General features: G+C 68.1%; 18 protein-coding genes. 10 read left to right on the forward strand and 8 right to left on the reverse strand.

The features are described from left to right. Window positions 1–30 precede the first annotated feature (30 nt). Together AC5Y4S_RS08015 and AC5Y4S_RS08020 are read right to left on the reverse strand one after the other, a co-directional pair. Window positions 31–513, reverse strand: a complete 483-nt coding sequence (locus AC5Y4S_RS08015) for a hypothetical protein (RefSeq protein WP_500031790.1) — start codon at window positions 511–513, stop codon at window positions 31–33. Then, complete coding sequence (locus AC5Y4S_RS08020) at window positions 513–1082, reverse strand: class I SAM-dependent methyltransferase (protein WP_500031792.1); 570 nt, start codon at window positions 1080–1082, stop codon at window positions 513–515. The genes AC5Y4S_RS08015 and AC5Y4S_RS08020 overlap by 1 nt, the downstream gene beginning before the upstream one ends. A 34-nt stretch (window positions 1083–1116) precedes the next feature. Here AC5Y4S_RS08020 and AC5Y4S_RS08025 point away from each other — a divergent pair, with 34 nt between their 5' ends. Then, complete coding sequence (locus AC5Y4S_RS08025) at window positions 1117–2520, forward strand: DNA polymerase IV (RefSeq protein WP_500031794.1); 1404 nt, start codon at window positions 1117–1119, stop codon at window positions 2518–2520. On the opposite strand, the gene AC5Y4S_RS08030 is transcribed toward AC5Y4S_RS08025, so the two are convergent. Further along, complete coding sequence (locus AC5Y4S_RS08030; RefSeq protein WP_500031796.1) at window positions 2485–3456, reverse strand: asparaginase; 972 nt, start codon at window positions 3454–3456, stop codon at window positions 2485–2487. The genes AC5Y4S_RS08025 and AC5Y4S_RS08030 overlap by 36 nt on opposite strands. Before the next feature lie 26 nt (window positions 3457–3482). Here AC5Y4S_RS08030 and lspA point away from each other — a divergent pair, with 26 nt between their 5' ends. Together lspA and AC5Y4S_RS08040 are read left to right on the forward strand one after the other, a co-directional pair. Next, window positions 3483–4073: a signal peptidase II gene (gene lspA, locus AC5Y4S_RS08035; RefSeq protein WP_500031798.1), complete on the forward strand. Its 591-nt coding sequence runs from the start codon at window positions 3483–3485 to the stop codon at window positions 4071–4073. After that, on the forward strand, window positions 4073–4999 hold the full coding sequence (locus AC5Y4S_RS08040) for an RluA family pseudouridine synthase (RefSeq protein WP_500031800.1): 927 nt from the start codon (window positions 4073–4075) through the stop codon (window positions 4997–4999). The genes lspA and AC5Y4S_RS08040 overlap by 1 nt, the downstream gene beginning before the upstream one ends. Here the strand turns inward: AC5Y4S_RS08040 and AC5Y4S_RS08045 are convergent, their stop codons facing one another. Continuing rightward, the gene (locus AC5Y4S_RS08045) at window positions 5000–5758 is read right to left on the reverse strand and encodes a class I SAM-dependent methyltransferase (protein WP_500031802.1); all 759 of its coding nucleotides are present in this window, start codon (window positions 5756–5758) and stop codon (window positions 5000–5002) included. A gap of 78 nt (window positions 5759–5836) precedes the next feature. Here AC5Y4S_RS08045 and AC5Y4S_RS08050 point away from each other — a divergent pair, with 78 nt between their 5' ends. Continuing rightward, complete coding sequence (locus tag AC5Y4S_RS08050) at window positions 5837–6217, forward strand: YciI family protein (protein ID WP_500031804.1); 381 nt, start codon at window positions 5837–5839, stop codon at window positions 6215–6217. Window positions 6218–6230: 13 nt separating this feature from the next. Beyond that, window positions 6231–7436: an RNA polymerase sigma factor gene (locus AC5Y4S_RS08055; protein WP_500031806.1), complete on the forward strand. Its 1206-nt coding sequence runs from the start codon at window positions 6231–6233 to the stop codon at window positions 7434–7436. Here the strand turns inward: AC5Y4S_RS08055 and AC5Y4S_RS08060 are convergent. Continuing rightward, window positions 7433–7837, reverse strand: coding sequence for a group I truncated hemoglobin (locus AC5Y4S_RS08060; RefSeq protein WP_500031808.1), 405 nt, complete (start codon window positions 7835–7837; stop codon window positions 7433–7435). The genes AC5Y4S_RS08055 and AC5Y4S_RS08060 overlap by 4 nt on opposite strands. A gap of 222 nt (window positions 7838–8059) precedes the next feature. On the opposite strand from AC5Y4S_RS08060, the gene AC5Y4S_RS08065 reads away from it, so the two are divergent. The 3 genes from AC5Y4S_RS08065 to AC5Y4S_RS08075 all read left to right on the forward strand — a co-directional run bounded on the left by AC5Y4S_RS08065 (window position 8060) and on the right by AC5Y4S_RS08075 (window position 10478). Then, the gene (locus AC5Y4S_RS08065) at window positions 8060–9079 is read left to right on the forward strand and encodes an SDR family NAD(P)-dependent oxidoreductase (protein ID WP_500031811.1); all 1020 of its coding nucleotides are present in this window, start codon (window positions 8060–8062) and stop codon (window positions 9077–9079) included. A 22-nt stretch (window positions 9080–9101) separates the two neighbouring features. Then, on the forward strand, window positions 9102–9905 hold the full coding sequence (locus AC5Y4S_RS08070; protein WP_500031813.1) for an SDR family NAD(P)-dependent oxidoreductase: 804 nt from the start codon (window positions 9102–9104) through the stop codon (window positions 9903–9905). 141 nt (window positions 9906–10046) lie between these two features. Then, entirely contained in the window at window positions 10047–10478 is a 432-nt protein-coding gene (locus AC5Y4S_RS08075) for a type II toxin-antitoxin system Rv0910 family toxin (RefSeq protein WP_500031815.1), read from the forward strand. Here AC5Y4S_RS08075 and AC5Y4S_RS08080 read toward each other — a convergent pair. The 3 genes from AC5Y4S_RS08080 to AC5Y4S_RS08090 all read right to left on the reverse strand — a co-directional run bounded on the left by AC5Y4S_RS08080 (window position 10426) and on the right by AC5Y4S_RS08090 (window position 14532). After that, window positions 10426–13362, reverse strand: coding sequence for an MMPL/RND family transporter (locus tag AC5Y4S_RS08080; protein ID WP_500031817.1), 2937 nt, complete (start codon window positions 13360–13362; stop codon window positions 10426–10428). The genes AC5Y4S_RS08075 and AC5Y4S_RS08080 overlap by 53 nt on opposite strands. After that, complete coding sequence (locus AC5Y4S_RS08085) at window positions 13359–13787, reverse strand: MmpS family transport accessory protein (protein ID WP_500031821.1); 429 nt, start codon at window positions 13785–13787, stop codon at window positions 13359–13361. The genes AC5Y4S_RS08080 and AC5Y4S_RS08085 overlap by 4 nt, the downstream gene beginning before the upstream one ends. Before the next feature lie 136 nt (window positions 13788–13923). Further along, window positions 13924–14532: a TetR/AcrR family transcriptional regulator gene (locus AC5Y4S_RS08090; protein ID WP_500031826.1), complete on the reverse strand. Its 609-nt coding sequence runs from the start codon at window positions 14530–14532 to the stop codon at window positions 13924–13926. 101 nt (window positions 14533–14633) lie between these two features. Here AC5Y4S_RS08090 and dnaE point away from each other — a divergent pair, with 101 nt between their 5' ends. Both dnaE and AC5Y4S_RS08100 read left to right on the forward strand, forming a co-directional pair. Further along, window positions 14634–18179, forward strand: a complete 3546-nt coding sequence (dnaE, locus tag AC5Y4S_RS08095) for a DNA polymerase III subunit alpha (RefSeq protein WP_500031828.1) — start codon at window positions 14634–14636, stop codon at window positions 18177–18179. Between the two features lie 106 nt (window positions 18180–18285). After that, window positions 18286–21465, forward strand: coding sequence for an ATP-binding protein (locus AC5Y4S_RS08100; protein WP_500031829.1), 3180 nt, complete (start codon window positions 18286–18288; stop codon window positions 21463–21465). Window positions 21466–21479 lie beyond the last annotated feature (14 nt).

Here is a 21479-nt window from a genome sequence, read left to right on the forward strand (position 1 = left end):
CGGTCTCGCCCTTTCGCTTGCCGCGAATCGCTAGCGGGCTCGGAGCGCGCGGTGGGCGTGCGGCCAGAACGGCATGCCGGCCACGACGGTCGCGCCGGTGGCGATGAGCCCGACCGCGACGTCGACGCTCTCGCGGCCCTCCCGTGCCCAGTACACGTCCTTGAGGTCCAGCAGCAGGGCCAGCTCGTCGACGATCATCGCGTTCGCGGCACCGTATGCGACCGCCGCCGCGGGGTGTCGTCGCTGCCTTTCGGTCCCGCGCAAACCCACGCCGGCCACCGTCGCCAGCATCGCGATACCGATGTTGTAGTGGTGAAAGTGCTTGCCGCCCAGGTTGATACCGCCCCCCGACGGTCCGTGGCCGGCACGGATCCAGTGGGTGAGCCCGCGCAGTCCGGCGAACGTGAGCGTGAACGACGACCAGGCCAGAACGGTGGCCTGCTCACCGGGTTCCAGCCGCTCGTCCCATTGGCGGCGTAACCGCGCCCATCGTGATGGCGCCGCGTCAACCATCAGGCGCCCTTGACCGCCCGCCAACGCTGCCTGCCGCCGCGGACCTCGACCTCCACATCGCGAAAACCCGCCGCCCGCAAGCGATCCGGCAAGGTTTCCGGAGAGACCGTGTTGCACGTGTCGCGGAAGTGCAGGAGGCGGAACCGCACCGACGTCACACTGTCGCTGCCGGCGAAGACGCCGCCGGGCCGGAGCACCCGGAACGCCTCGGCGAACAGCCGGTCCTGCAGCTCCGCGGTCGGGACGTGATGCAGCATCGTGAACGACACCACCGAGCTGAACTCGTTGTCCGGCAACCCGGTGTCCGTGCCGTCGGCGTTGATGATGCGGGCCCGATCGCCGTAGAGCCGCTGCAGTCGCTGCGCCATCGGGGCGTCGATCTCCACCGAGGTCAGTCTCGGCGTCTTGTCGACCAGCACCCGCAGGATCGCGCCGTAACCGGGTCCGATCTCGAGCGTGTTGTCGCCCAGCTCCACACCGGCCAGCGCCCACGGCAGCAGGTCGTCTTCCACCTGCTTCGCCCAGCGATCCGAGCTGCAAATCCGTCGGTGCGCGAGGTTCATTGCCATACCCAAAGACGTTATCCCAATAGCATTTGCAGTTGTGGAGTCCCGGTGGGTGCTGCACCTGGACATGGACGCGTTTTTCGCCTCCGTCGAACAACTCACCCGACCGACCCTGCGGGGGCGGCCGGTGCTGGTCGGCGGCCTGGGCGGGCGGGGCGTCGTGGCCGGGGCCAGCTACGAGGCCCGCGTGTTCGGCGCGCGGTCGGCCATGCCGATGCACCAGGCCCGCCGGCTGATCGGCGTGACCGCCGTCGTGCTGCCGCCGCGCGGCGTGGTGTACGGGGTGGCCAGCCGCCGGGTCTTCGACACCATCCGCCTGATGGTGCCCGTCGTCGAGCAGCTATCCGTCGACGAAGGTTTCGGGGAGCCGCCGCAGCTCGCCGGGGCGGCGGCCGAGGACGTCGAGGCGTTCTGCGAGGAGTTGCGGCGGCGCATTCGCGACGAGACCGGCCTGGTCGCGTCGGTCGGTGCGGGCTCGGGCAAGCAGATCGCCAAGATCGCGTCCGGACTGGCCAAACCCGATGGTGTGCGGGTGGTCCGGCGCGAAGAGGAGCAGGCGCTGCTGGGCGGGTTGCCGGTGCGGCGGCTGTGGGGCATCGGCCCGGTCGCCGAGGAGAAGTTGAATCGGCTGGGCATCGAGACCATCGGGCAGCTGGCGGCGCTGACCGACGCCGAGGTGGCCAACATCCTGGGCGCGACGGTCGGGCCGGCGCTGCACCGCCTGGCCCGGGGCATCGACGACCGCCCCGTCGCCGAGCGCGCGGTGGCCAAGCAGATCAGCGCCGAGTCGACCTTCGCCGCGGACCTAACCAGCCTCGAGCAGCTGCGCGACGCGATCGACCCGATCGCCGAGCACGCCCACCAGCGCCTGTTGCGCGACGGCCGCGGCGCGCGCACCGTCACGGTGAAGCTGAAGAAGTCCGACATGAGCACGCTGACCCGCTCGGCGACGTTGCCCTACGCGACCACCGAGGCCGGCGCCCTTACCGCGCTGGCCCGCCGGCTGCTGCTCGACCCGCGCGAAATCGGGCCGATTCGCCTTCTCGGCGTGGGTTTTTCGGGATTGAGCGACGTCCGCCAGGAATCGCTGTTCCCAGACCTCGAATCGTCGGGGGAGACTTCCGACCAGCAGCACATCGAGACCGCGGCCGAGGCCATGTTCGCGCCGGCGACCGAGGAGACATCGCCGTGGCGGGTGGGAGATGACATAGCGCACCGGGAATTCGGGCACGGCTGGGTGCAGGGCGCCGGCCATGGCGTGGTGACGGTGCGCTTCGAGACCCGCGGTTCGGGCCCGGGGCAGGCGCGCACCTTTCCCGCCGACACCGCCGACCTGACCGGCGCCAACCCGGTCGACTCTCTGGACTGGCCGGATTATCTCGGCGCGCTGCAGGCCGACGCGCTGCTAGCCCCAACGGTCGATGACGTCGGCGACGGGTAGCCCCGCGGCCAACGCGGCCATCATCAGCACCCGCGCCTGCGGCGGCCGCAGCCGCGGCACCATCACCGCGCCCGCGGTGGCCATGTCGTGGCCGGGACCGTAACTCGCGCCGACCCGCCCGCCCGGGACCCGGGTGGACACTGCGATGTTCACCCCGTCGCGGCAGTGCCGGCGCACCCCGTCGACGACCGCGGCTCCGGCGTTGCCTGAACCCACCGCCTCCAGCACCACGCCCCGCGCGCCGGCGGCTACGCAGGCGTCCAGTGCCACCGAGTCGCTCCCGAGGTACGCCGCCACGATGTCGACCCGGGGAGCGCCGGCGGCGTCGAGATCGCCCAGGTACGGGCGGGTCTTGGGGCCGGTCAGGGTCACGCCGCCGCTGTCCACCCTGCCGACCAGTTCGCCGGCGAACCCGCTCAGGTCCTCGGTGGCCACCTTGTGCATGCCCAGCGGTTGTAGCACCCGCCCGGCGAAACACACCAGCACCCCCAGGTCGCGGGCGGCCGGGCTGGCCGCGACCGCCAGCGCGTCGCGCAGATTGGCGGGGCCGTCGGCGTCGGGGGCGTCGGCGCTGCGCATGGCGCCGGTGAGCACCACCGGGACGTTCCCCGCGTGGGTGAGGTCCAGCCAGAGCGCGCTCTCTTCCATGGTGTCGGTGCCGTGGGTGACCACCACACCGTCGGCGCCGCCGTCGATCGCGGCCCGCACGGCGCCGCGGACGCGGTCCCAATCGGCGGGCGTCAGCTCGGAGCTGTCGAGGGCCAGCAGGTCGACGACGTCCACGTCGAGACCTTTACTAACGGGAGCAGTCAGGTCCGCCCCGCTGTACGCCGGTCGGCGCACCCCGTCGGCCCCTTTGCCGGTCGATATCGTGCCGCCGGTGGCGATGACGGTGAGCCGGGCCTTCGAGGAAGTCACGGTGGCATCATCGCGCATGTGCGGGTTAGGGGATGATGGGTGACGTGTCCGACGAACCAGCAGGACCGGCCCCGGAGGTGGCCGAACCCGAACCCACACCCGCCAGGCCGCCGAGGCGGCTGCGCCTGCTGATGTCGGTCGCGGCGGTGGTGCTGGCCCTGGACATCGTGACCAAGGTGCTGGCCGTCAAACTGCTGCCGCCCGGCCAGCCGGTGTCGATCATCGGCGACACCGTGACGTGGACGTTGGTGCGCAATTCGGGCGCCGCGTTCTCGATGGCGACCGGATACACCTGGGTGCTGACGCTGATCGCGACGGGTGTGGTGGTCGGCATCTTCTGGATGGGGCGGCGGCTGGTGTCGCCGTGGTGGGCGGTCGGGCTCGGCATGATCCTCGGCGGCGCGATGGGCAACCTGGTCGATCGGTTCTTCCGGTCGCCCGGGCCGCTGCGCGGCCATGTCGTGGATTTCCTGTCGGTCGGCTGGTGGCCGGTGTTCAACGTCGCCGACCCCTCCGTGGTCGGCGGGGCCATCCTGTTGGTGGTGCTGTCGGTCTTCGGCTACGACTTCGATGCCGTGGGCCGCCGAAAACCCAACGGGGATGCCGTGGCCCGCCGCAAGGCCGATCAGCACTGATGACCGAACGTTCGATGCCCGTCCCGGAGGGATTGGCGGGCATGCGTGTTGACGCCGGGCTGTCGCGGCTGTTGGGGCTGTCGCGGACCGCGGCGGCGGCGCTGGCCGAGGACGGCGGCGTCGAATTGGACGGTGTGCAGGCCGGCAAGTCCGACCGCCTGACGAGCGGCGCCTGGCTACACGTGCGGATGCCCGACGCGCCGGCGCCGCTGCAAAACACGCCCGTCGACATCGAGGGCATGACCATCCTGTATTCCGACGACGACATCGTCGCGGTCGACAAACCCGCGGCGGTGGCCGCGCACGCGTCGGTCGGCTGGACCGGACCCACGGTGCTCGGCGGCCTGGCCGCCGCCGGTTACCGGATCACCACATCCGGCGTGCCGGAGCGCCAGGGCATCGTGCATCGTCTCGACGTCGGGACCTCCGGGGTGATGGTGGTGGCGCTCTCCGAGCGCGCCTACACGGTGCTCAAGCGGGCGTTCAAGCAGCGCACCGTCGACAAGCGCTATCACGCGCTGGTGCAGGGCCACCCGGACCCGTCCAGCGGGACGATCGACGCGCCGATCGGGCGGCACCGCGGCGGCGAATGGAAATTCGCGGTCACCAAAGACGGCCGGCACAGCCTCACCCACTACGACACGCTGGAAGCCCACGTCGCCGCCAGCCTGCTCGACGTGCACCTGGAAACCGGACGCACGCATCAGATCCGGGTGCACTTCTCCGCGCTGCACCACCCCTGCTGCGGTGACCTCGTCTATGGCGCCGACCCGAAACTCGCGAAAAGGCTTGGGCTGGAACGGCAATGGCTGCACGCGCGTTCGCTGGCGTTCGCCCACCCGGCCGACGGCCGGCGAATCGAAATCGTCAGCCCCTACCCGCCGGATCTGCAGCACGCGCTGGACGTGCTGCGCGACGAGGGCTGATCAGCCGGGCTTGCGCGCCTCGACGAGCACCCGCGTCGGGTGCGCGATGAACCGCCCGTCGGCCTCGATCCGCTCGTGCAGTTCCCGCAGCCGGTCCCGATAGCGCTCGACGGTGAAGTCCGGCACCGTCCACACCACCTTGCGCAGGAAGTAGACGACGGCGCCGATGTCGAAGAACTCGGCGCGCAGCCGCTCCATGCGCACGTCGACGACCTCCAGCCCCGCGGCCTGCACCTGCGCCCGCACGGCGTCCGGGTGAAATTCGGCCCATTTCTCGGGCTGCGGTCCGATGAAGTACTCGACCAGCTCGCCCATGGTGGCGGGACCGATGTGCTGCGCGAAGTAGGTGCCCCCCGGCCGGAGCACCCGAAGGATTTCCTTCCACCACACCGAGATCGGGTGGCGCGTGGTCACCAGGTCGAACGCCTCGTCGGCGAACGGCAACGGAGGCTCGTCGCGCATCGCCACGAGCACCACGCCGAGCGGATGCAGGCGCTTGGTCGCCAGCGCCGCGTTGGGCGGCCAGGTCTCGATCGCCGCCATGGTCGGCGGGAACGGCCCCGCCCCGGCTAACACCTCGCCCCCTCCGGTGTGGATGTCCAGAGCGGCCGACACCGTCGCCAAGCGGCCGCTCAATAGCCGCTGGAAGCCCCAGGACGGTCGTTCCTCGGTCGCACGGCCGTCGAGCCAGGAGAAGTCCCAGCCGTCAACGTTGACCGAGTCGGCTTCGGCCACCAAATCTTCGAATGTGCGGGGCATGCATTGCATTGTGGTGTCGATCGGACGTGGCCTCAATCGTCATTGCGGTGAAACCATCGAGAAGAAAGGGGCATCATCATGCAGTACTGCCTGCTCATGCACTACCAGGAGGGCGGCGAACTCGGGCTGACCGAGGAAGACATGGCGCCCGCGCGGGCGGCGTTCGCCAAGTACGCCGACGACCTCGACGCGGCCGGCGTGCTGATCGGCACCCAGGTCCTGCAATCGGCCGTCGCGTCGACCACGTTCACGGCGCGCGACGGCGAACCAAGGATCCAGGACGGGCCGTTCGCCGACACCAAGGAACGCCTGGGCGGGATCTTCACCATCGATGTCCCGGACCTGGACGCCGCCCTGTCGTGGGCCAGGCGGTGCCCGGCCGCTGGGTGGGGGTCGGTCGAAATCCGGCCTGTCGCAGTCACTTACGCGAGCGGCAAGGGATGGTACAGCCCTGAATGAGGCGCAGGCCCGGGTGGCCGAGCTGGTCCGCAGATCCTACGGCCGATTGCTTGCGGTGCTGGCCGCGCCGAGTGCCGACATCGCCACGGCCGAAGATGCCATTGGCGACGCGCTGGAGCGCGCGCTCGCCCGTTGGCCGGAGGACGGGATACCGGACAACCCCGAAGCCTGGGTCCTTACTGTCGCCCGCAATCGGCAGCGCGACCGGTGGAAGTCGCACGCCCACCGGAAGACCGGCCCTCTGCCCGAAACATGGGATATCAGTGGCGATTTCCCGACACCGGAGGCGATCCCCGAACGTCGCCTGGAGCTGATGTTGGTCTGTGCGCATCCCGCGATCGCCGCCAATTGCCGCACCGCGTTGATGCTGCAGACGGTGCTGGGCGTCGACTCGGCGGCGATCGCGCGGGCGTTCTCGCTGCCACCCGCGACCCTGGCCCAGCGGCTGGTCCGCGCCAAACGCAGGATTCGCGACGCGCGCATCCCGTTCGCGGTCCCGGCGGACTTCGACGAGCGGCTGCCGGCCGTGCTTGAGGCCGTCTACGGTGCGTGGGCGATCGATTGGCAGCTCGAGCCGCAGGGTCCGCCGATCGAGTCGTTAGCCGCCGAGGCCCAGCATCTGGCGCTGATGCTGGCCGACCTGTTGCCCGAGGAGCCCGAGGCGCTCGGGCTGGCGGCGCTGATCTGCCTGTCCGAATCGCGCCGGCGGGCGCGGCGCACCAAGCGCGGCGAGTTCGTGCCGCTGGACGACCAGGACACCCGGCTGTGGGATTCGGCGATGATCGCGCGCGGCGAGGCACTGCTGGGTCGGGCCCACGCCCTCGGCCGGCCCGGGCGGTACCAGTACGAGGCGGCCATCCAGTCGACGCACTGCGCGCGGGCGCACGGCGGGCGAACGGATTGGGCGGCGCTGCGCAAACTGCATCGGGCGCTGCTGCACGTCGCGCCGTCTTTGGGTGCGGCGGTTTCCCTGGCGGTCGTCGACGGCCGGCTCGACGGGCCGGAGGCGGGGCTGGTCGCGCTCGAGGGAATCACCGACCCGGCGATGACGCGCTTCCAGCCGGCCTGGACGGCGCGTGCGCATTTGCTGGCCGAGGCGGGGAGGCCCGCGGCGGCGGCAGAGGCCTACCGCAGGGCCATCGATCTCACCGCCGACGCCGGCGTTATTCGGTATCTGCGTCGAAGGCTCGCCGAGGTCGCCGGGGAGCGCCGCGCCTAGACCTTGGTGGTTTCCGGCGACGCGATCTCGGGCGCCAGCGGCGCGATGGCGCTGAGGATTTCGGTGACCGTCGCGGCGGGAACCCCCGCGGCGGCGAGCGCGTCGGCCAGGTGCCCGGCCACCAGGTTGAAGTGATGCATGGTGATGCCGCGACCCTGGTGCACCTGTTTCATCGGCGCTCCGGTGTACGGCTCGGGCCCGCCGAGCGCGGCCGCGAAGAACTCGGCCTGTTTGCCCTTGAGGCGGTTCATGTTGGTCCCGGTGAAAAAGCCCGCCAGTTGGCTGTCGGCGAGCACGCGAACGTAGAAGTCCTCGACGACCAGTTCGATGGCCTCGTGTCCGCCGATCCGGTCGTAGATCGTGTGCGGCTCCGGTTTGCGGAAGTGCGCCAGCATTTTCATAACGCCGATTGGAACATTTGGGCGTTGCCCGTCAGTTAGTCCGCGGTCACACCCGGATTACCCTGTGTAACAAGCCGATTGCCCCCGAATGGCCGTGGTGTGGCCGCCCGGGTGAGCTGCCGGACCGGACTTCACATGGCGGCAATCCGCCTCTGCCGGCCGGCCGATGCCCTAGGTTGGTTTTATGACCCACGTCACATTGCCCCTCAGGAGCGACAGCCGATGAATCTGCTTGGCGACTTGACCCACATGGTGGAAAAGCCGTTTGCGGCGGTCTCCAACATCATCAACACCCCCAACTCGGCGGGGCGATATCGACCGTTCTACTTACGGAACCTGCTGGACGCGGTGCAGGGCCGCACGCTGCGCGACGCCGTGGAGGGCTGCACCGTCCTCATCACGGGAGGGTCGTCGGGGATCGGCGCCGCCGCCGCCAAGAAGATCGCGGAAGCGGGCGGCGTGGTGGTGCTGGTGGCCCGAACCCGGGAGAACCTCGAGAAGGTCGCCTCGGAGATCGAAGGCGAGGGCGGCACCGCCCACATCTACCCGTGCGACCTGACCGACATGGACGCCATCGCCACGATGGCCGATCAGGTGCTCGACGACCTCGGCGGCGTCGACATCCTCATCAACAACGCGGGGCGCTCGATCCGGCGATCGCTGGAGCTGTCGTACGACCGCATCCACGACTACCAGCGGACCATGCAACTGAACTACCTCGGCGCGGTCCAGCTCATCCTCAAGTTCATCCCGGGCATGCGGGAGCGCGGCTTCGGCCAGATCATCAACGTTTCCTCGGTCGGCGTGCAGACCCGAGCGCCGCGCTTCGGCGCCTACATCGCGAGCAAGGCCGCCCTCGACAGCCTGTGCGACGCGCTGCAGGCCGAAGTCGTCAACGACGACGTCAAGTTCACCACCGTGCACATGGCGCTGGTGCGCACGCCGATGATCAGCCCGACCACGATGTACGACAAGTTCCCGGCGCTGACGCCCGACCAGGCCGCCGGCGTGATCACGGACGCGATCGTGCACCGCCCCCGCCGCGCGAGCTCGCCGTTCGGGCAGTTCGCCGCCGTCGCCGACGCCGTCAACCCCGCGGTGATGGACCGCGTCCGCAACCGCGCGTTCGCCATGTTCAAAGACTCCGACGCGGCCAAGGGCGGCGAATCATCCAGCGACGCAGAGCCTTTCGACAAGCGGAGCGAGACGTTTGTCCGCGCGACCCGAGGGATACATTGGTGACACGGGAAAGATTGGTAATACGATGAGCCTTCCGAAACCCGATACCGACACCACCGTCGTCATCACCGGTGCCTCCTCCGGCATCGGCGCCGAACTGGCCCGCGGCCTGGCCCGCCGCGGCTTCCCGCTGTTGCTGGTCGCGCGGCGCCGCGACCGCCTCGACGACCTCGCCAACGAGGTGGGCCAGGAGTACTCCGTGGCCGTCGAGGTCCTGCCGCTGGACCTCAGCGACGCCAAGGGTCGCGCGAAACTGGCGGACCGGCTCCGCACCGAGCCGATCGCCGGCCTGTGCAACAGCGCCGGTTTCGGCACCAGCGGGATCTTCCACGAATTGCCGCTCGAGCGCGAAAGCGAAGAGGTGACCCTCAACGCGCTCGCCCTGATGGAGCTCACCCACGCCGCGCTGCCGGGCATGGTGGAGCGCGGCGCCGGCGCCGTGATGAACATCGCCTCGATCGCCGGGTTCCAGCCGTTGCCGTACATGGCGGTGTACTCGGCCACCAAGGCGTTCGTGCAGACGTTTTCCGAAGCCATTCACGAGGAGCTGCACGGGACCGGGGTGTCGGTGACCGTCCTGTGTCCGGGCCCGGTGCCCACGGAGTGGGCCGAGATCGCCAACGCCGAGCGGTTCAGCATCCCGGTGGCGCAGGTCTCGCCGCACGACGTCGCCGAGGCGGCCATCGGCGGGATGCTGGCCGGCAAGCGCAGCGTGGTGCCGGGCATCGTGCCCAAGGTCGTCAGCACCGGCGGCCGGTTCGTGCCGCGGACATTGCTGCTGCCCGGGCTGCGGATCGGCAACCGATTCCGCGGCGGCCCCAGCCACTAGTACTTGGCGGTGGGGCCGCGATGGCGAGTGTGAATCTTGGGCGCTGTGTGTGAGTGCAGGGCGACAAAGTCGCGAGATCCGCGCCAGGGGCTCACACAGAAAGCCGTGGGCTCACACTGGTCGGGCAGCTACGTTTGATTAGTGGCCGCCGTTGAGATGACCGCCGACATGCCGATGGCCCCGCAGGAGATGTGGGACCACGTCTCGGACCTGTCGGAGCTGGGGGAATGGCTGGTGCTTCACGAGGGCTGGCGCAGCGAGCTGCCCGACGAGATCGCCGAGGGCACCCAGATCGTCGGCGTCGCGCGTTCCAAGGGACTGCGCAACCGGGTGACCTGGACGGTGACCAAGTGGGATCCGCCGCACGAGGTGGCGATGTCGGGATCGGGCAAGGGCGGGGCGAAATACGCCGTGACGCTCTCCGTGCGGCCCGCCGACGGCGGTTCCACGCTGGGTCTGCGTCTCGAGCTGGGTGGGCGCGCGTTGTTCGGCCCGGTGGGGTCGGCCGCGGCCCGCGCGGTCAAGGGAGACGTGCAGAAGTCGCTGAAGCAGTTTGTCGATCTGTACGGGTAGGCATCACCGCGGTGTCGTCGTCGTCCCACAGCAGTAGCTGACGCACCGAGGCGCGCGATCCGTAGGGCTGCAGCATCGTGCTGGCCGGGCGCGGGCGCACCCGTTGGGGCCACCAGAACCAGCGCCCGAGAAGTGTTGCGACGGAGGGCGTCATGAAGGAACGCACGATAAGCGTGTCGAACAACAAACCAAGGCCGATGGTCGTCCCGATCTGGCCGAGCACCTGAAAACCGCTGAACACGAACGCGCACATGGTGACCGCGAAGACGAGCCCGGCCGAGGTGACCACCGAACCGGAACCGGCCATCGAGCGAATGATGCCGGTCTTGAGACCGGCGTGGATCTCCTCCTTGAACCGGGAGATCAGCAGCAGGTTGTAGTCGGATCCGACCGCCAAGAGCAGGATCACCGCCAGCGCCAGCACGACCCAATACAGCTTGATGCCGAACAGGTACTGCCACACCAGCACGGACAGCCCGAACGAGGCCCCGAGCGAAAGGGCCACCGTCCCAACGATGACGAGCGCGGCGACCAGGCTGCGCGTGATGATCAGCATGATCAGCAGGATCAGGGCCAGCGCGGCGAATCCCACGATCAGCAGGTCGTAGTTCGCGCCCTCTTTGATGTCCTTATACGTCGCCGCCGTGCCGCCGACATAGATCTTGGCGTCGGCCATCGGGGTGCCCTTCAGGGCCTCGTGCGCGGCGTTGACGATCGGGTCGATGTGTGAGATGCCTTGCGGCGTCGCGGGATCACCGTCATGGGTGACGATCATCCGGGCCGCCTCGCCGTCGGGGGAGAGGAACAGTTTCAGCCCCCGCTTGAAGTCGGGGTTGTTGAACACCTCGGGCGGCAGGTAGAAGCTGTCGTCGTTCTTCGCGGTGTCGAAGGCCTGCCCCAGCGCTGTCGCGTTGTCGATCGCGGCCTGCGTCTGCGCGTTGATGCCGGCCTGGGTGGCGTGGCTCGCCAGCGCCAGCTCGCGGTTGGTCTCCTGGCTGTCGATCTGGGGCGGTATCAGCGCCACCAGTTTCGGCTGCAGCGCGTCCAGCTTGTCCAGGGTGGCCGTGAGGTTCTCAAACTTCTCCGTGAGCTGGTCGACGCCGTCGAGCGCGTCCAGGACCGAGCGGATGGCCCAGCAGGCGGGGATGTCGAAGCAATGCCTCTCCCAATAGAAATAGCTGCGGATCGGCCGGAAGAAGTCGTCGAAGTTCGCGATCTTGTCCCGCAGGTCCCGGATCGTGTCGACCGTGTCGTGAAAGCTCTGCGTCTCGCTGTGGGTGGCGTCGGCCAGCTGCTGCTGCAGGGCGTACTGCTGCTTGAGGATGTTGATCGTCTTCGCCAGCTCGCCGGCCTGCTTGAGCAGGTCGTCCGCTCGATCCCGTTGGTACGTCAGGTTTTCCTGCTGCGCGGCGCTCTGATTGCTGATCACGAACGCGAGCGAGCTGTGGATGAGCGGGGTTCCCAACGGCCTGGTGATGGTCTGCACCTGCGCGATGCCGGGGACGTGGAACACCGCCTTGGCCACCCGGTCCAGGATGAGCATGTCGGCCGGGTTGCGCATGTCGTGATCCGTTTCGACCATGAGCAATTCGGGCTCCAGCCGGGCGCGGGAGAAGTGCCGCTCGGCCGCGGTGTAACCGATGTTGGCCGGGGCGCTGGCGGGCATATACGGCCGGGTGTCATAGCTCGTCTTGTATCCGGGCAGCGCGAGCAGGCCCACCAGGGCGAGGGCGCATGCGGCGGTGAGCACGGGGGCCGGCCAGCGCACGATCGCGGTGCCGATCCGTCGCCAACCGCGTGTCCGCATCGCGCGTTTCGGCTCGAACACGCCCAGGGCGCCACCCAGGGTGAGCACCGCCGGCCCCAGGGTGAGCGAGGCGATGAGCGCGACGACGATGCCGAGAGCGGCTGGGATGCCCAGGCTTTGGAAGTAGGGCAACCGGGTGAAGCTCAGACAGAAGACCGCGCCGGCCACGGTCAGCCCCGAGCCCAGGACGATATGGGCCGTTCCGCGGTACATGGTGTGGTAGGCGGTTTCTTTGTCCTCGCCGGTCCCGCGCGCCTCCTGATAGCGGCCGACGAAAAATATCGCGTAGTCCGTGCCGGCGGCGATCACCAGCAACGTGAGGATGTTCGTCGCGTACGTGGACAACCCGATGATGCCGGCGTTGCCCAGGAAGGCGACGATTCCCCGGGCCGCGGACATTTCGATGAGGACGGTGAAAAGCACGAGCAGCATCGTGAAGAGCGAACGGTAGACGAACAGCAACATCACCGCGATCACCCCGACGGTGATCGCCGTGACCTTCGCGGTGCCCTTGCTACCGACGTCGAACTGATCGGAGATCAGCGGCGCCGCGCCGGTCACGTAGACCTTGACGCCGGGCGGGGGCTGCATGTGCTCGACGATGTCGCGGACGGCGCCGACGCCCTCGTTGGCCAGCGCCGAGCCCTGGTTGCCCGCGAGGAACAGCTGGACGTAGGCCGCCTTGCCGTCGTTGCTCTGCGACCCCGCCGCGGTCAGGGTGTCGCCCCAGAAGTCCTGAATGTGCTCGACGTGCTTCTTGTCCTGCTCGAGCTTGCGGAGCATGGCGTCGTAGAACTTGTGCGCATCCGCGCCGAGCGGCTTGTCACCTTCCAGGACGATCATCGCCTGGCTGTCGGTGTCGAATTCCTGAAACTTCTGGCCGATGCGCTTGATCGCCTTCAGCGACGGCGCATCGGGGGAGTTCAGCGCCACATTGTGGGTCTTTCCCACCTCTTCCAGCTGCGGCACCGCGATGTTGGTGATCGCGGCGAGCGCGATCCAGAACAGCAGGATCGGCAGCGCGAGCCGGCGGATGATGTGCGGCGCACGGGGCCGTGTCTCTTCGTGGTTACTCATCCCGACTTATCCAGGCAGAAGGTGTAGGCGTCGACTTGGTTCACTGTGCGTTCGTCCTTGACCTCACCGTTGACGGTGATCCGGCAGCCGAGGGTGTCCCCGCTGCCCTGCGCCACGACGTTGCCGACCACTGCGGGCTCGGTCGAGGTGATGGTGTACGACCAGGGGAGTGGCGCGTTCTTGACTTGCTGCGGTTGAGCGTTGACGTCCAGGTAGTTGATGGTCGCCACGGCGCCCGGCGCGCCGAAGACCTCGAGCACCACCTTCTTAGGGTTGAACGGGACGATTTCTTGGGCCAGGCCGCTGTTGGCCGAGACGTTGGAGTGGGAGCCGAAGATTCCGTGCAGGCGGTAGATGGCGAACCCCGTCAGCGCGACGACGAGCACCGCGACCAGCGGAATCCATCCCCGTCTGACGAGGGACATGATCGAAATCCCCTTCACCCATTGGATATTCGATGCGCGGGCGCGACGGTCACGCGGCTCCTGCGAGCGTGGCCATCGGATATGACCCTACGGTACTGACCAGTACTGCACAAGAGACGTGACCGTACACTTTGTATCAATTTTCCTGATATGCCCCGGATCGGGTGAGACCCGGCAGGATGAACCCGTCGACCAGGGCTCGCACCGTGCGACGGTCGGGCGCCTGGCCGGGGATGATCGAGCGGAATATGAGGTACCCGGGCAGCAGGTCCCAGAGCTCGTCGGCGACCGCGTTCTCGGGTATCTCGCCGCGTTCGATCGCCTGGCGCAGCACGTGCTGCAGCAGCGCCTTGCGCTGAGCGAGGAACTGGTGCTGCAGGGCGTCGCCCAGGGCGGGATGGCGCGACGCCTCCACGAGCACCGCGCGGATGGTGCTGGCGAGCTGGGGGCCCTGCTGACAGATCTTGTCCCCGATATGCAGCAAATCGCCGCGCAACGAGCCGGTTTCCGGCGGCACCGCGATCTGGCAGATGCCCTCGATGAAGGCGGCCAACACCAATTCGGCCTTCGAGGGCCAGCGCCGGTACACCGTGGCCTTGCTGGCCCGGGCCTCGCTGGCCACGGCGTCCACCGTCAACCCGTCGTAACCGTGCTCGGCCAGCAGCCGCAACGTCACGGCCAGCAGTTCGGCCTCTCGCGGCGACCACGGTGACGACACCACGTACGGGTCTGCAATCTGGGTCATAGCGCCACCTTAAATCCGCCCCGCCCGAACGGCGGAGTTGAGAGACACACGACGCGACACGCCGGGGATGCGTCGGTGGTCGGTCATACACTGGCGTCCCTATGAGCGGTTCATTTTCCGGGTCCTTCGTGCACCTGCATAACCACACCGAGTACTCGATGCTGGACGGTGCCGCGAAGATCGCGCCGATGCTCGCCGAGGTCGAGCGCCTGCAGATGCCCGCGGTCGGGATGACCGACCACGGCAACATGTTTGGCGCCAGCGAGTTCTACAACGAGGCGACCAGGGCCGGGATCAAGCCCATCATCGGCGTCGAGGCGTACATTGCGCCCGGTTCACGCTTCGACACCCGCCGCGTCACCTGGGGCGATCCCAGCCAGAAGGCCGACGACGTCTCCGGCAGCGGCTCCTACACGCACCTGACCATGCTGGCCGAGAACGCCGCCGGCCTGCGCAACCTGTTCAAGCTGTCCTCGCTGGCCTCCTTCGAGGGTCAGTTGAGCAAATGGTCGCGCATGGACGCCGAGCTCATCGCCGAACACGCCGAGGGCATCATCATCACCACCGGCTGCCCGTCCGGGGAGGTGCAGACGCGGCTACGCCTGGGACACGACCGCGAGGCGCTGGAGTCGGCCGCCAAGTGGCGCGAGATCGTCGGGCCGGACAACTACTTCCTCGAGCTGATGGACCACGGGCTGACCATCGAGCGAAGGGTCCGCGAGGGCCTGCTCGAGATCGGCCGCGCGCTCAACATTCGCCCGCTGGCCACCAACGACTGCCACTACGTCACCCGCGACGCCGCGCACAACCACGAGGCGCTGCTGTGCGTGCAGACCGGCAAGACGCTGTCGGATCCCAACCGGTTCAAGTTCGACGGAGACGGCTACTACCTCAAGTCGGCCGCCGAGATGCGCCAGATCTGGGACGACGAGGTGCCCGGCGCCTGCGACTCGACGCTGTTGATCGCCGAGCGCGTGCAGTCCTACGCCGAGGTGTGGGCGCCGCGCGACCGGATGCCGGTCTTCCCGGTGCCCGACGGGCACGACCAGGCGTCCTGGCTGCGCCACGAGGTGGACGCCGGGCTGGCCCGGCGGTTTCCCGCGGGCCCGCCCGAGGGCTATGAGCAGCGGGCGGCCTACGAGATCGGAGTCATCTGCGACAAGGGCTTCCCGTCCTACTTCCTGATCGTCGCCGACCTGATCAACTACGCGCGGTCGGTGGGCATCCGGGTCGGGCCCGGCCGCGGTTCGGCCGCCGGATCCCTGGTGGCCTACGCGCTGGGCATCACCGACATCGACCCGATCCCGCACGGGCTGCTGTTCGAGCGGTTCCTCAACCCCGAGCGCACGTCGATGCCCGACATCGACATCGACTTCGACGACCGTCGCCGCGGCGAGATGGTGCGCTACGCCGCCGACAAATGGGGCTCGGACCGGGTGGCCCAGGTCATCACCTTCGGCACCATCAAAACCAAAGCGGCGCTGAAGGATTCGGCGCGGATCCACTACGGCCAGCCGGGCTTCGCCATCGCCGACCGGATCACCAAGGCGCTGCCGCCGGCGATCATGGCCAAGGACATCCCGCTGTCGGGCATCACCGACCCGAACCACGAGCGCTACAAGGAGGCCGCCGAGGTCCGCGGGCTGATCGAAACCGACCCCGACGTCCGCACCATCTACCAGACCGCGCGCGGCCTGGAGGGCCTGATCCGCAACGCGGGCGTGCACGCCTGCGCGGTGATCATGAGCAGCGAGCCGCTGACGGAGGCGATCCCGCTGTGGAAGCGGCCGCAGGACGGCGCCATCATCACCGGCTGGGACTACCCGTCCTGCGAGGCCATCGGCCTGCTGAAGATGGACTTCCTCGGGCTGCGCAACCTGACGATCATCGGCGACGCGATCGAGAACATCAAGGCCAACAAGGGAATTGACCTCGACCTGGAGTCGGTGCCGCTCGACGACAAGGCCACCTACGAGCTGCTGGGCCGCGGCGACACGCTCGGGGTGTTCCAGCTCGACGGCGGGCCCATGCGCGACCTGCTGCGCCGCATGCAACCGACCGGCTTCGAAGACGTCGTCGCCGTCATCGCGCTGTACCGGCCGGGCCCGATGGGCATGAACGCCCACAACGACTACGCCGACCGCAAGAACGGGCGCCAGGCGATCAAACCCATCCATCCCGAGCTCGAGGAACCGCTGCGCGAGATCCTCGCCGAGACCTACGGCCTGATCGTGTATCAGGAGCAGATCATGCGCATCGCGCAGAAGGTGGCCAGCTACTCGCTCGCCCGAGCGGACATCCTGCGCAAGGCGATGGGCAAGAAGAAGCGCGAGGTCCTGGAGAAGGAGTTCGAGGGTTTCTCCGACGGCATGAAGGCCAACGGCTTCTCCGCGGGCGCCATCAAGGCGTTGTGGGACACCATCCTTCCGTTCGCCGACTATGCGTTCAACAAGTCGCACGCCGCGGGCTACGGCATGGTCTCCTACTGGACGGCCTACCTCAAGGCCAACTATCCCGCCGAGTACATGGCCGGGCTGCTGACGTCGGTCGGCGACGACAAGGACAAGGCGGCCGTCTACCTCGCCGACTGCCGCAAGCTGGGCATCACGGTGCTGCCGCCGGACGTCAACGAGTCCGGGCTGAACTTCGCGTCGGTGGGCGCCGACATCCGCTACGGGCTGGGCGCGGTGCGCAACGTCGGCGCCAACGTGGTGAGCTCGCTGATCAGCACCCGCGGCGAGAAGGGCAAGTTCACCGACTTCTCGGACTACCTCAACAAGATCGACGTCTCGGCGTGCAACAAGAAGGTCACCGAGTCGCTGATCAAGGCCGGCGCGTTCGATTCGCTCGGCCACGCCCGCAAGGGCCTGTTCCTGGTCCACACCGACGCCGTCGACTCCGTGCTGGGCACCAAGAAGGCCGAGGCGATGGGCCAGTTCGACCTGTTCGGCGGCGGCGAGGCCGGCACCACCGACTCGGTGTTCACCATCAAGGTCCCCGACGACGAGTGGGAGGACAAGCACAAGCTCGCCCTCGAGCGGGAGATGCTGGGGCTGTACGTGTCCGGGCATCCGCTCAACCGGGTCGCGCACCTGCTGGCCGCGCAGGTCGACACCGCGATCCCGGCGATCCTCGACGGCGACGTCCCCAACGACACCCAGGTGCGGGTGGGCGGCATCCTGGCTTCGGTGAACCGGCGGGTCAACAAGAACGGAATGCCCTGGGCCTCGGCGCAATTGGAGGACCTCACCGGTGGCATCGAGGTGATGTTCTTTCCGCACGCGTACTCCACGTTCGGCGCCGAGATCGTCGACGACGCGGTGGTGTTGATCAACGCCAAGGTCGCGATCCGCGACGACCGGATCGCGCTGATCGCCAACGAGCTTGTGGTGCCGGACTTTTCCAACGCCCAGCCGGACCGGCCGTTGGCGGTCAGCATGCCGACGCGCCAGTGCACCCTCGACAAGGTCAGCGCGCTCAAGCAGGTGCTGGCCCGTCACCCCGGGACGTCGCAGGTGCACCTGCGGCTGATCAGCGGGGACCGGATCACCACGCTCGAGCTGGACGCCTCTTTGCGGGTGACGCCGTCGCCGGCCCTGATGGGCGACCTCAAGGAGCTGCTGGGTCCGGGCTGCCTGGGCGTTTAGCGGGTCGCCGCGGTGGACCATTTCGACTAGGGCCATTCGTGCCGCGAAGCCCTATTGTTAGCGAATCGGGTGGGTGTACTGGTGTACTCGAGAACTAGGGGCCCGAATGGCGGCGGCAGCATCCACGTGTGCGACGTGCGAAATCGAACTTCGCGAGGGGGCCCGTTTCTGCGACAGCTGCGGTTCGCCGATAACCCCGCAGCAATCCGCGGAGTACAAGCAGGTGACGGTGTTATTCGCCGACGTCGTGGGTTCGATGGACATCGCGGAGGCCGTCGGCGCCGAGCGCTTGCGCGAGATCATGGCGGACCTGTTCGACCGCTGCGCTGCGATAGTTGACCGTTACGCCGGAACGGTGGACAAATTCACCGGCGACGGCATCATGGCCGTTTTCGGGGCGCCGATCGCACTGGAGGACCACGCATTGTGCTCCTGCCTGGCAGCGCTGGACATTCAGGACGCGGTGCAAGAGCTGGCCGGGCAGGTGCAGAGCAGAGACGGCATCCACCTTCAATTGCGGGTGGGGCTGAACTCGGGCGAGGTTATTGCCGGCGACGTCGGCTCGAACCCATGGAACTACACCGCCGTCGGTCTTCAGGTCGGCATGGCGCAGCGGATGGAATCGGTGGCGCCGCCCTGCGGAGTCATGCTCAGCGAGTCGACCGCGCGCCTCGTCGACGACGTCGCCGCGCTTGGCACCCCCGAAAATGTTCTCCTCAAGGGCGTGGAGGACCCGGTGGTCGCGTGGCCGTTGCTGTCCATGCGGACGGGGCGCTTTCATTACAGCCGGCGGGTGTCGAAGCTGGTTGGGCGCAGTTGGGAGCTCGCCACGTTGACGGCGTTGCTTGATCGGTCGGTGGCGGGCCGTGGCTGTGTGGTGGGCGTGGTCGGTCCCGTCGGGATCGGCAAGAGCCGCGTTGTCGACGAGATTGTGGCCGTAGCGATACCGCGTTTGATTCGGGTTTTCTCGACGTACTGCGAATCCCACACCGGCGAAGTCCCCTTCTTGGTGGTGGAGCGGCTGATGCGGGCGGCGTTCGGGGTGGAAGACATGAGTGACCACCAGGCCAGGGCGCTGCTGCGCGAGAGAGTGCCCGCCGCCGATCACGCCGATCAGGTGCTTCTCGAGGACACCCTGGGAATCCGCGACCCCGACGACGAACTGCCCGATATCGCCCCCGACGCCCGGCGGCGGCGTCTGACGGCGCTGGTCTGCGATGCGGCCCTCGCCAGCACGGCTCCCACCGTCTATGTCATCGAAGACGCTCACTGGATCGATCCGTCCAGCGAATCACTGTTGGCCGACTTCATCAGCGTCGTCCCTCGGACCCATTCATTGGTGCTGATCACCTATCGTCCCGAGTACACCGGCGCGCTGAGTCAGCTGGCTGGCGCACAGAAGATTTCCCTTGCGCCGCTTAGTTTTTCGGACACCAAAGCGCTGGTCGCCCAGCTGCTGGGTACCGACCCGTCGGTTGCCGGGCTGGTCGAGCGGATCGCCGAGCGCGCGGCCGGTAACCCGTTTTTCGTCGAGGAAATCGTGCGCGACTTGACCGATCGAAATGTGCTCCAAGGGGCCCCCGGCGCGTACCTGAACGCAAGTGGATCAACCGATGTCGCCGTCCCGGCCACGCTTCAGGCAGCCATTGCCGCGCGCATCGACCGGCTCGACGGCGCGACTAAAGCGACATTGAACGCGGCGGCGGTGATCGGTGTCCGCTTCCGCGCCGACCTGCTGGCTGCGCTGGCGGATTGCTCGACGCTGGACCACCTGGTGCACGCCCAGCTGGTCGAGCAGGTGAGTTTCACGCCGATCGCGGAGTACGCATTCCGCCAGCCGCTGATCCAGACGGTGGCCTATCGATCACAGCTCAAGGCTGGTCGCGCAGCGCTGCATACGCGGCTGGCGGCGGCGCTTGCGGAGCGCGACCCCGGATCGGCGGACGAGAACGCGGCGCTGATCGCTGAACATCTGGAGGCGGCCGGTGACCTGGCGGCAGCGTTCGGGTGGCACATGCGGGCCGGGACGTGGTTGACGCGCCGCGACATCCGTGCCGCGCGCATGAGCTGGCAACGCGCGTGTCACGTTGCCGACCGGCTGCCAGGCGACCAGCCGGGACGCGCCGCAATGCAAATCGCGCCGCGCGCACTGCTTTGCCTCAGCGCTTGGCGGTTCGGCGGCCGTGTGGACGACACCATCTTCGACGACCTGCATGAGCTGGCGACCGCCGCCGATGACAAAGCCTCGCTCGCCATGGGTATGGCCGGACAGATCATGGCACTCAACACCTACGGCCACTACCGCCAAGCCGCGGCAATGGTGACGGAATTTGTGAATCTTCTTGATTCGCTGGGCGACCCGGTTCTCTCCGTCACCCTGCGGCCAGGCGCCCTCACCGCGAAGTTCGGGGCCGGCGACCTCGCCGAGGTGGTGCGCTTGGCCGACAGGATCATCGACGAGGCCCGCGCGGATCCGCAAAACGCGGACACTATCGTCGGGTCGTCCTTGGGAATCGCCACAATGATGCGCGCGGCCGCCCGGATGTGCTGGGGCGCCCCGCATTGGCGGCAGGATGTCGACCATGCGGTCGCTCTGAGTGACGAGATCGAACCCGGTACGCGTTCGATAATGCTCCTGCACATCTACGGCATCGGGGTAGTAAACGGGCTCCTGGTTCCCGACGCGGCGATGCTGAGCGTATCGGAACAAGCCCTTCGCGCTGCCGAGGAGCGTGGAGACCAATTCGCGTTGGCGTGGGCCAGGTTTCTGCGCGGCCTCATCCTGGTGCAACTCGAGGGCGCGCACCGCGCCCAGGGTTTCGACCTGCTTGCCCAATCCCAGGTGACCGGCTCACAGGACCGGCTCAACCAGGCGGCTCTGCAGCAGCTCAAGGTCGAGCGCGCCAAGGAGCAAGCACGTGCTGGTGACCTCGACAACGCGATCGCGCAGCTGCGGGCGGTTGTGGAGGCGCACTCCGCAACCGACCCGCCGACGTTCCACGCGGGCGCCACTGCCGCTTTCGTGGAAACCCTGCTGCAACGCGGCCGGCCAGAGGATCTGGATGAGGCTGCCGGAGCGGTCGAGCGGCTGGCCGCCCTGCCGACCGAACCCGGATTTGTATTGTTCGACGTTGCGCTGCTGCGGTTGCGGGCATTGCTGGCGCGGGCTCGCGGTGAAGACGCCGCACATCACGACTTCGCCGAGCGCTATCACGCGATGTCAACATCGTTTGGCTTCGAAGGACACATCGCGGCGGCGCAGGTCCTACTGGAGCGAAACGCGTAGTTGCAAAGACGCGC

The sequence above is a fragment of the Mycobacterium sp. NGS64 genome (assembly GCF_059812245.1).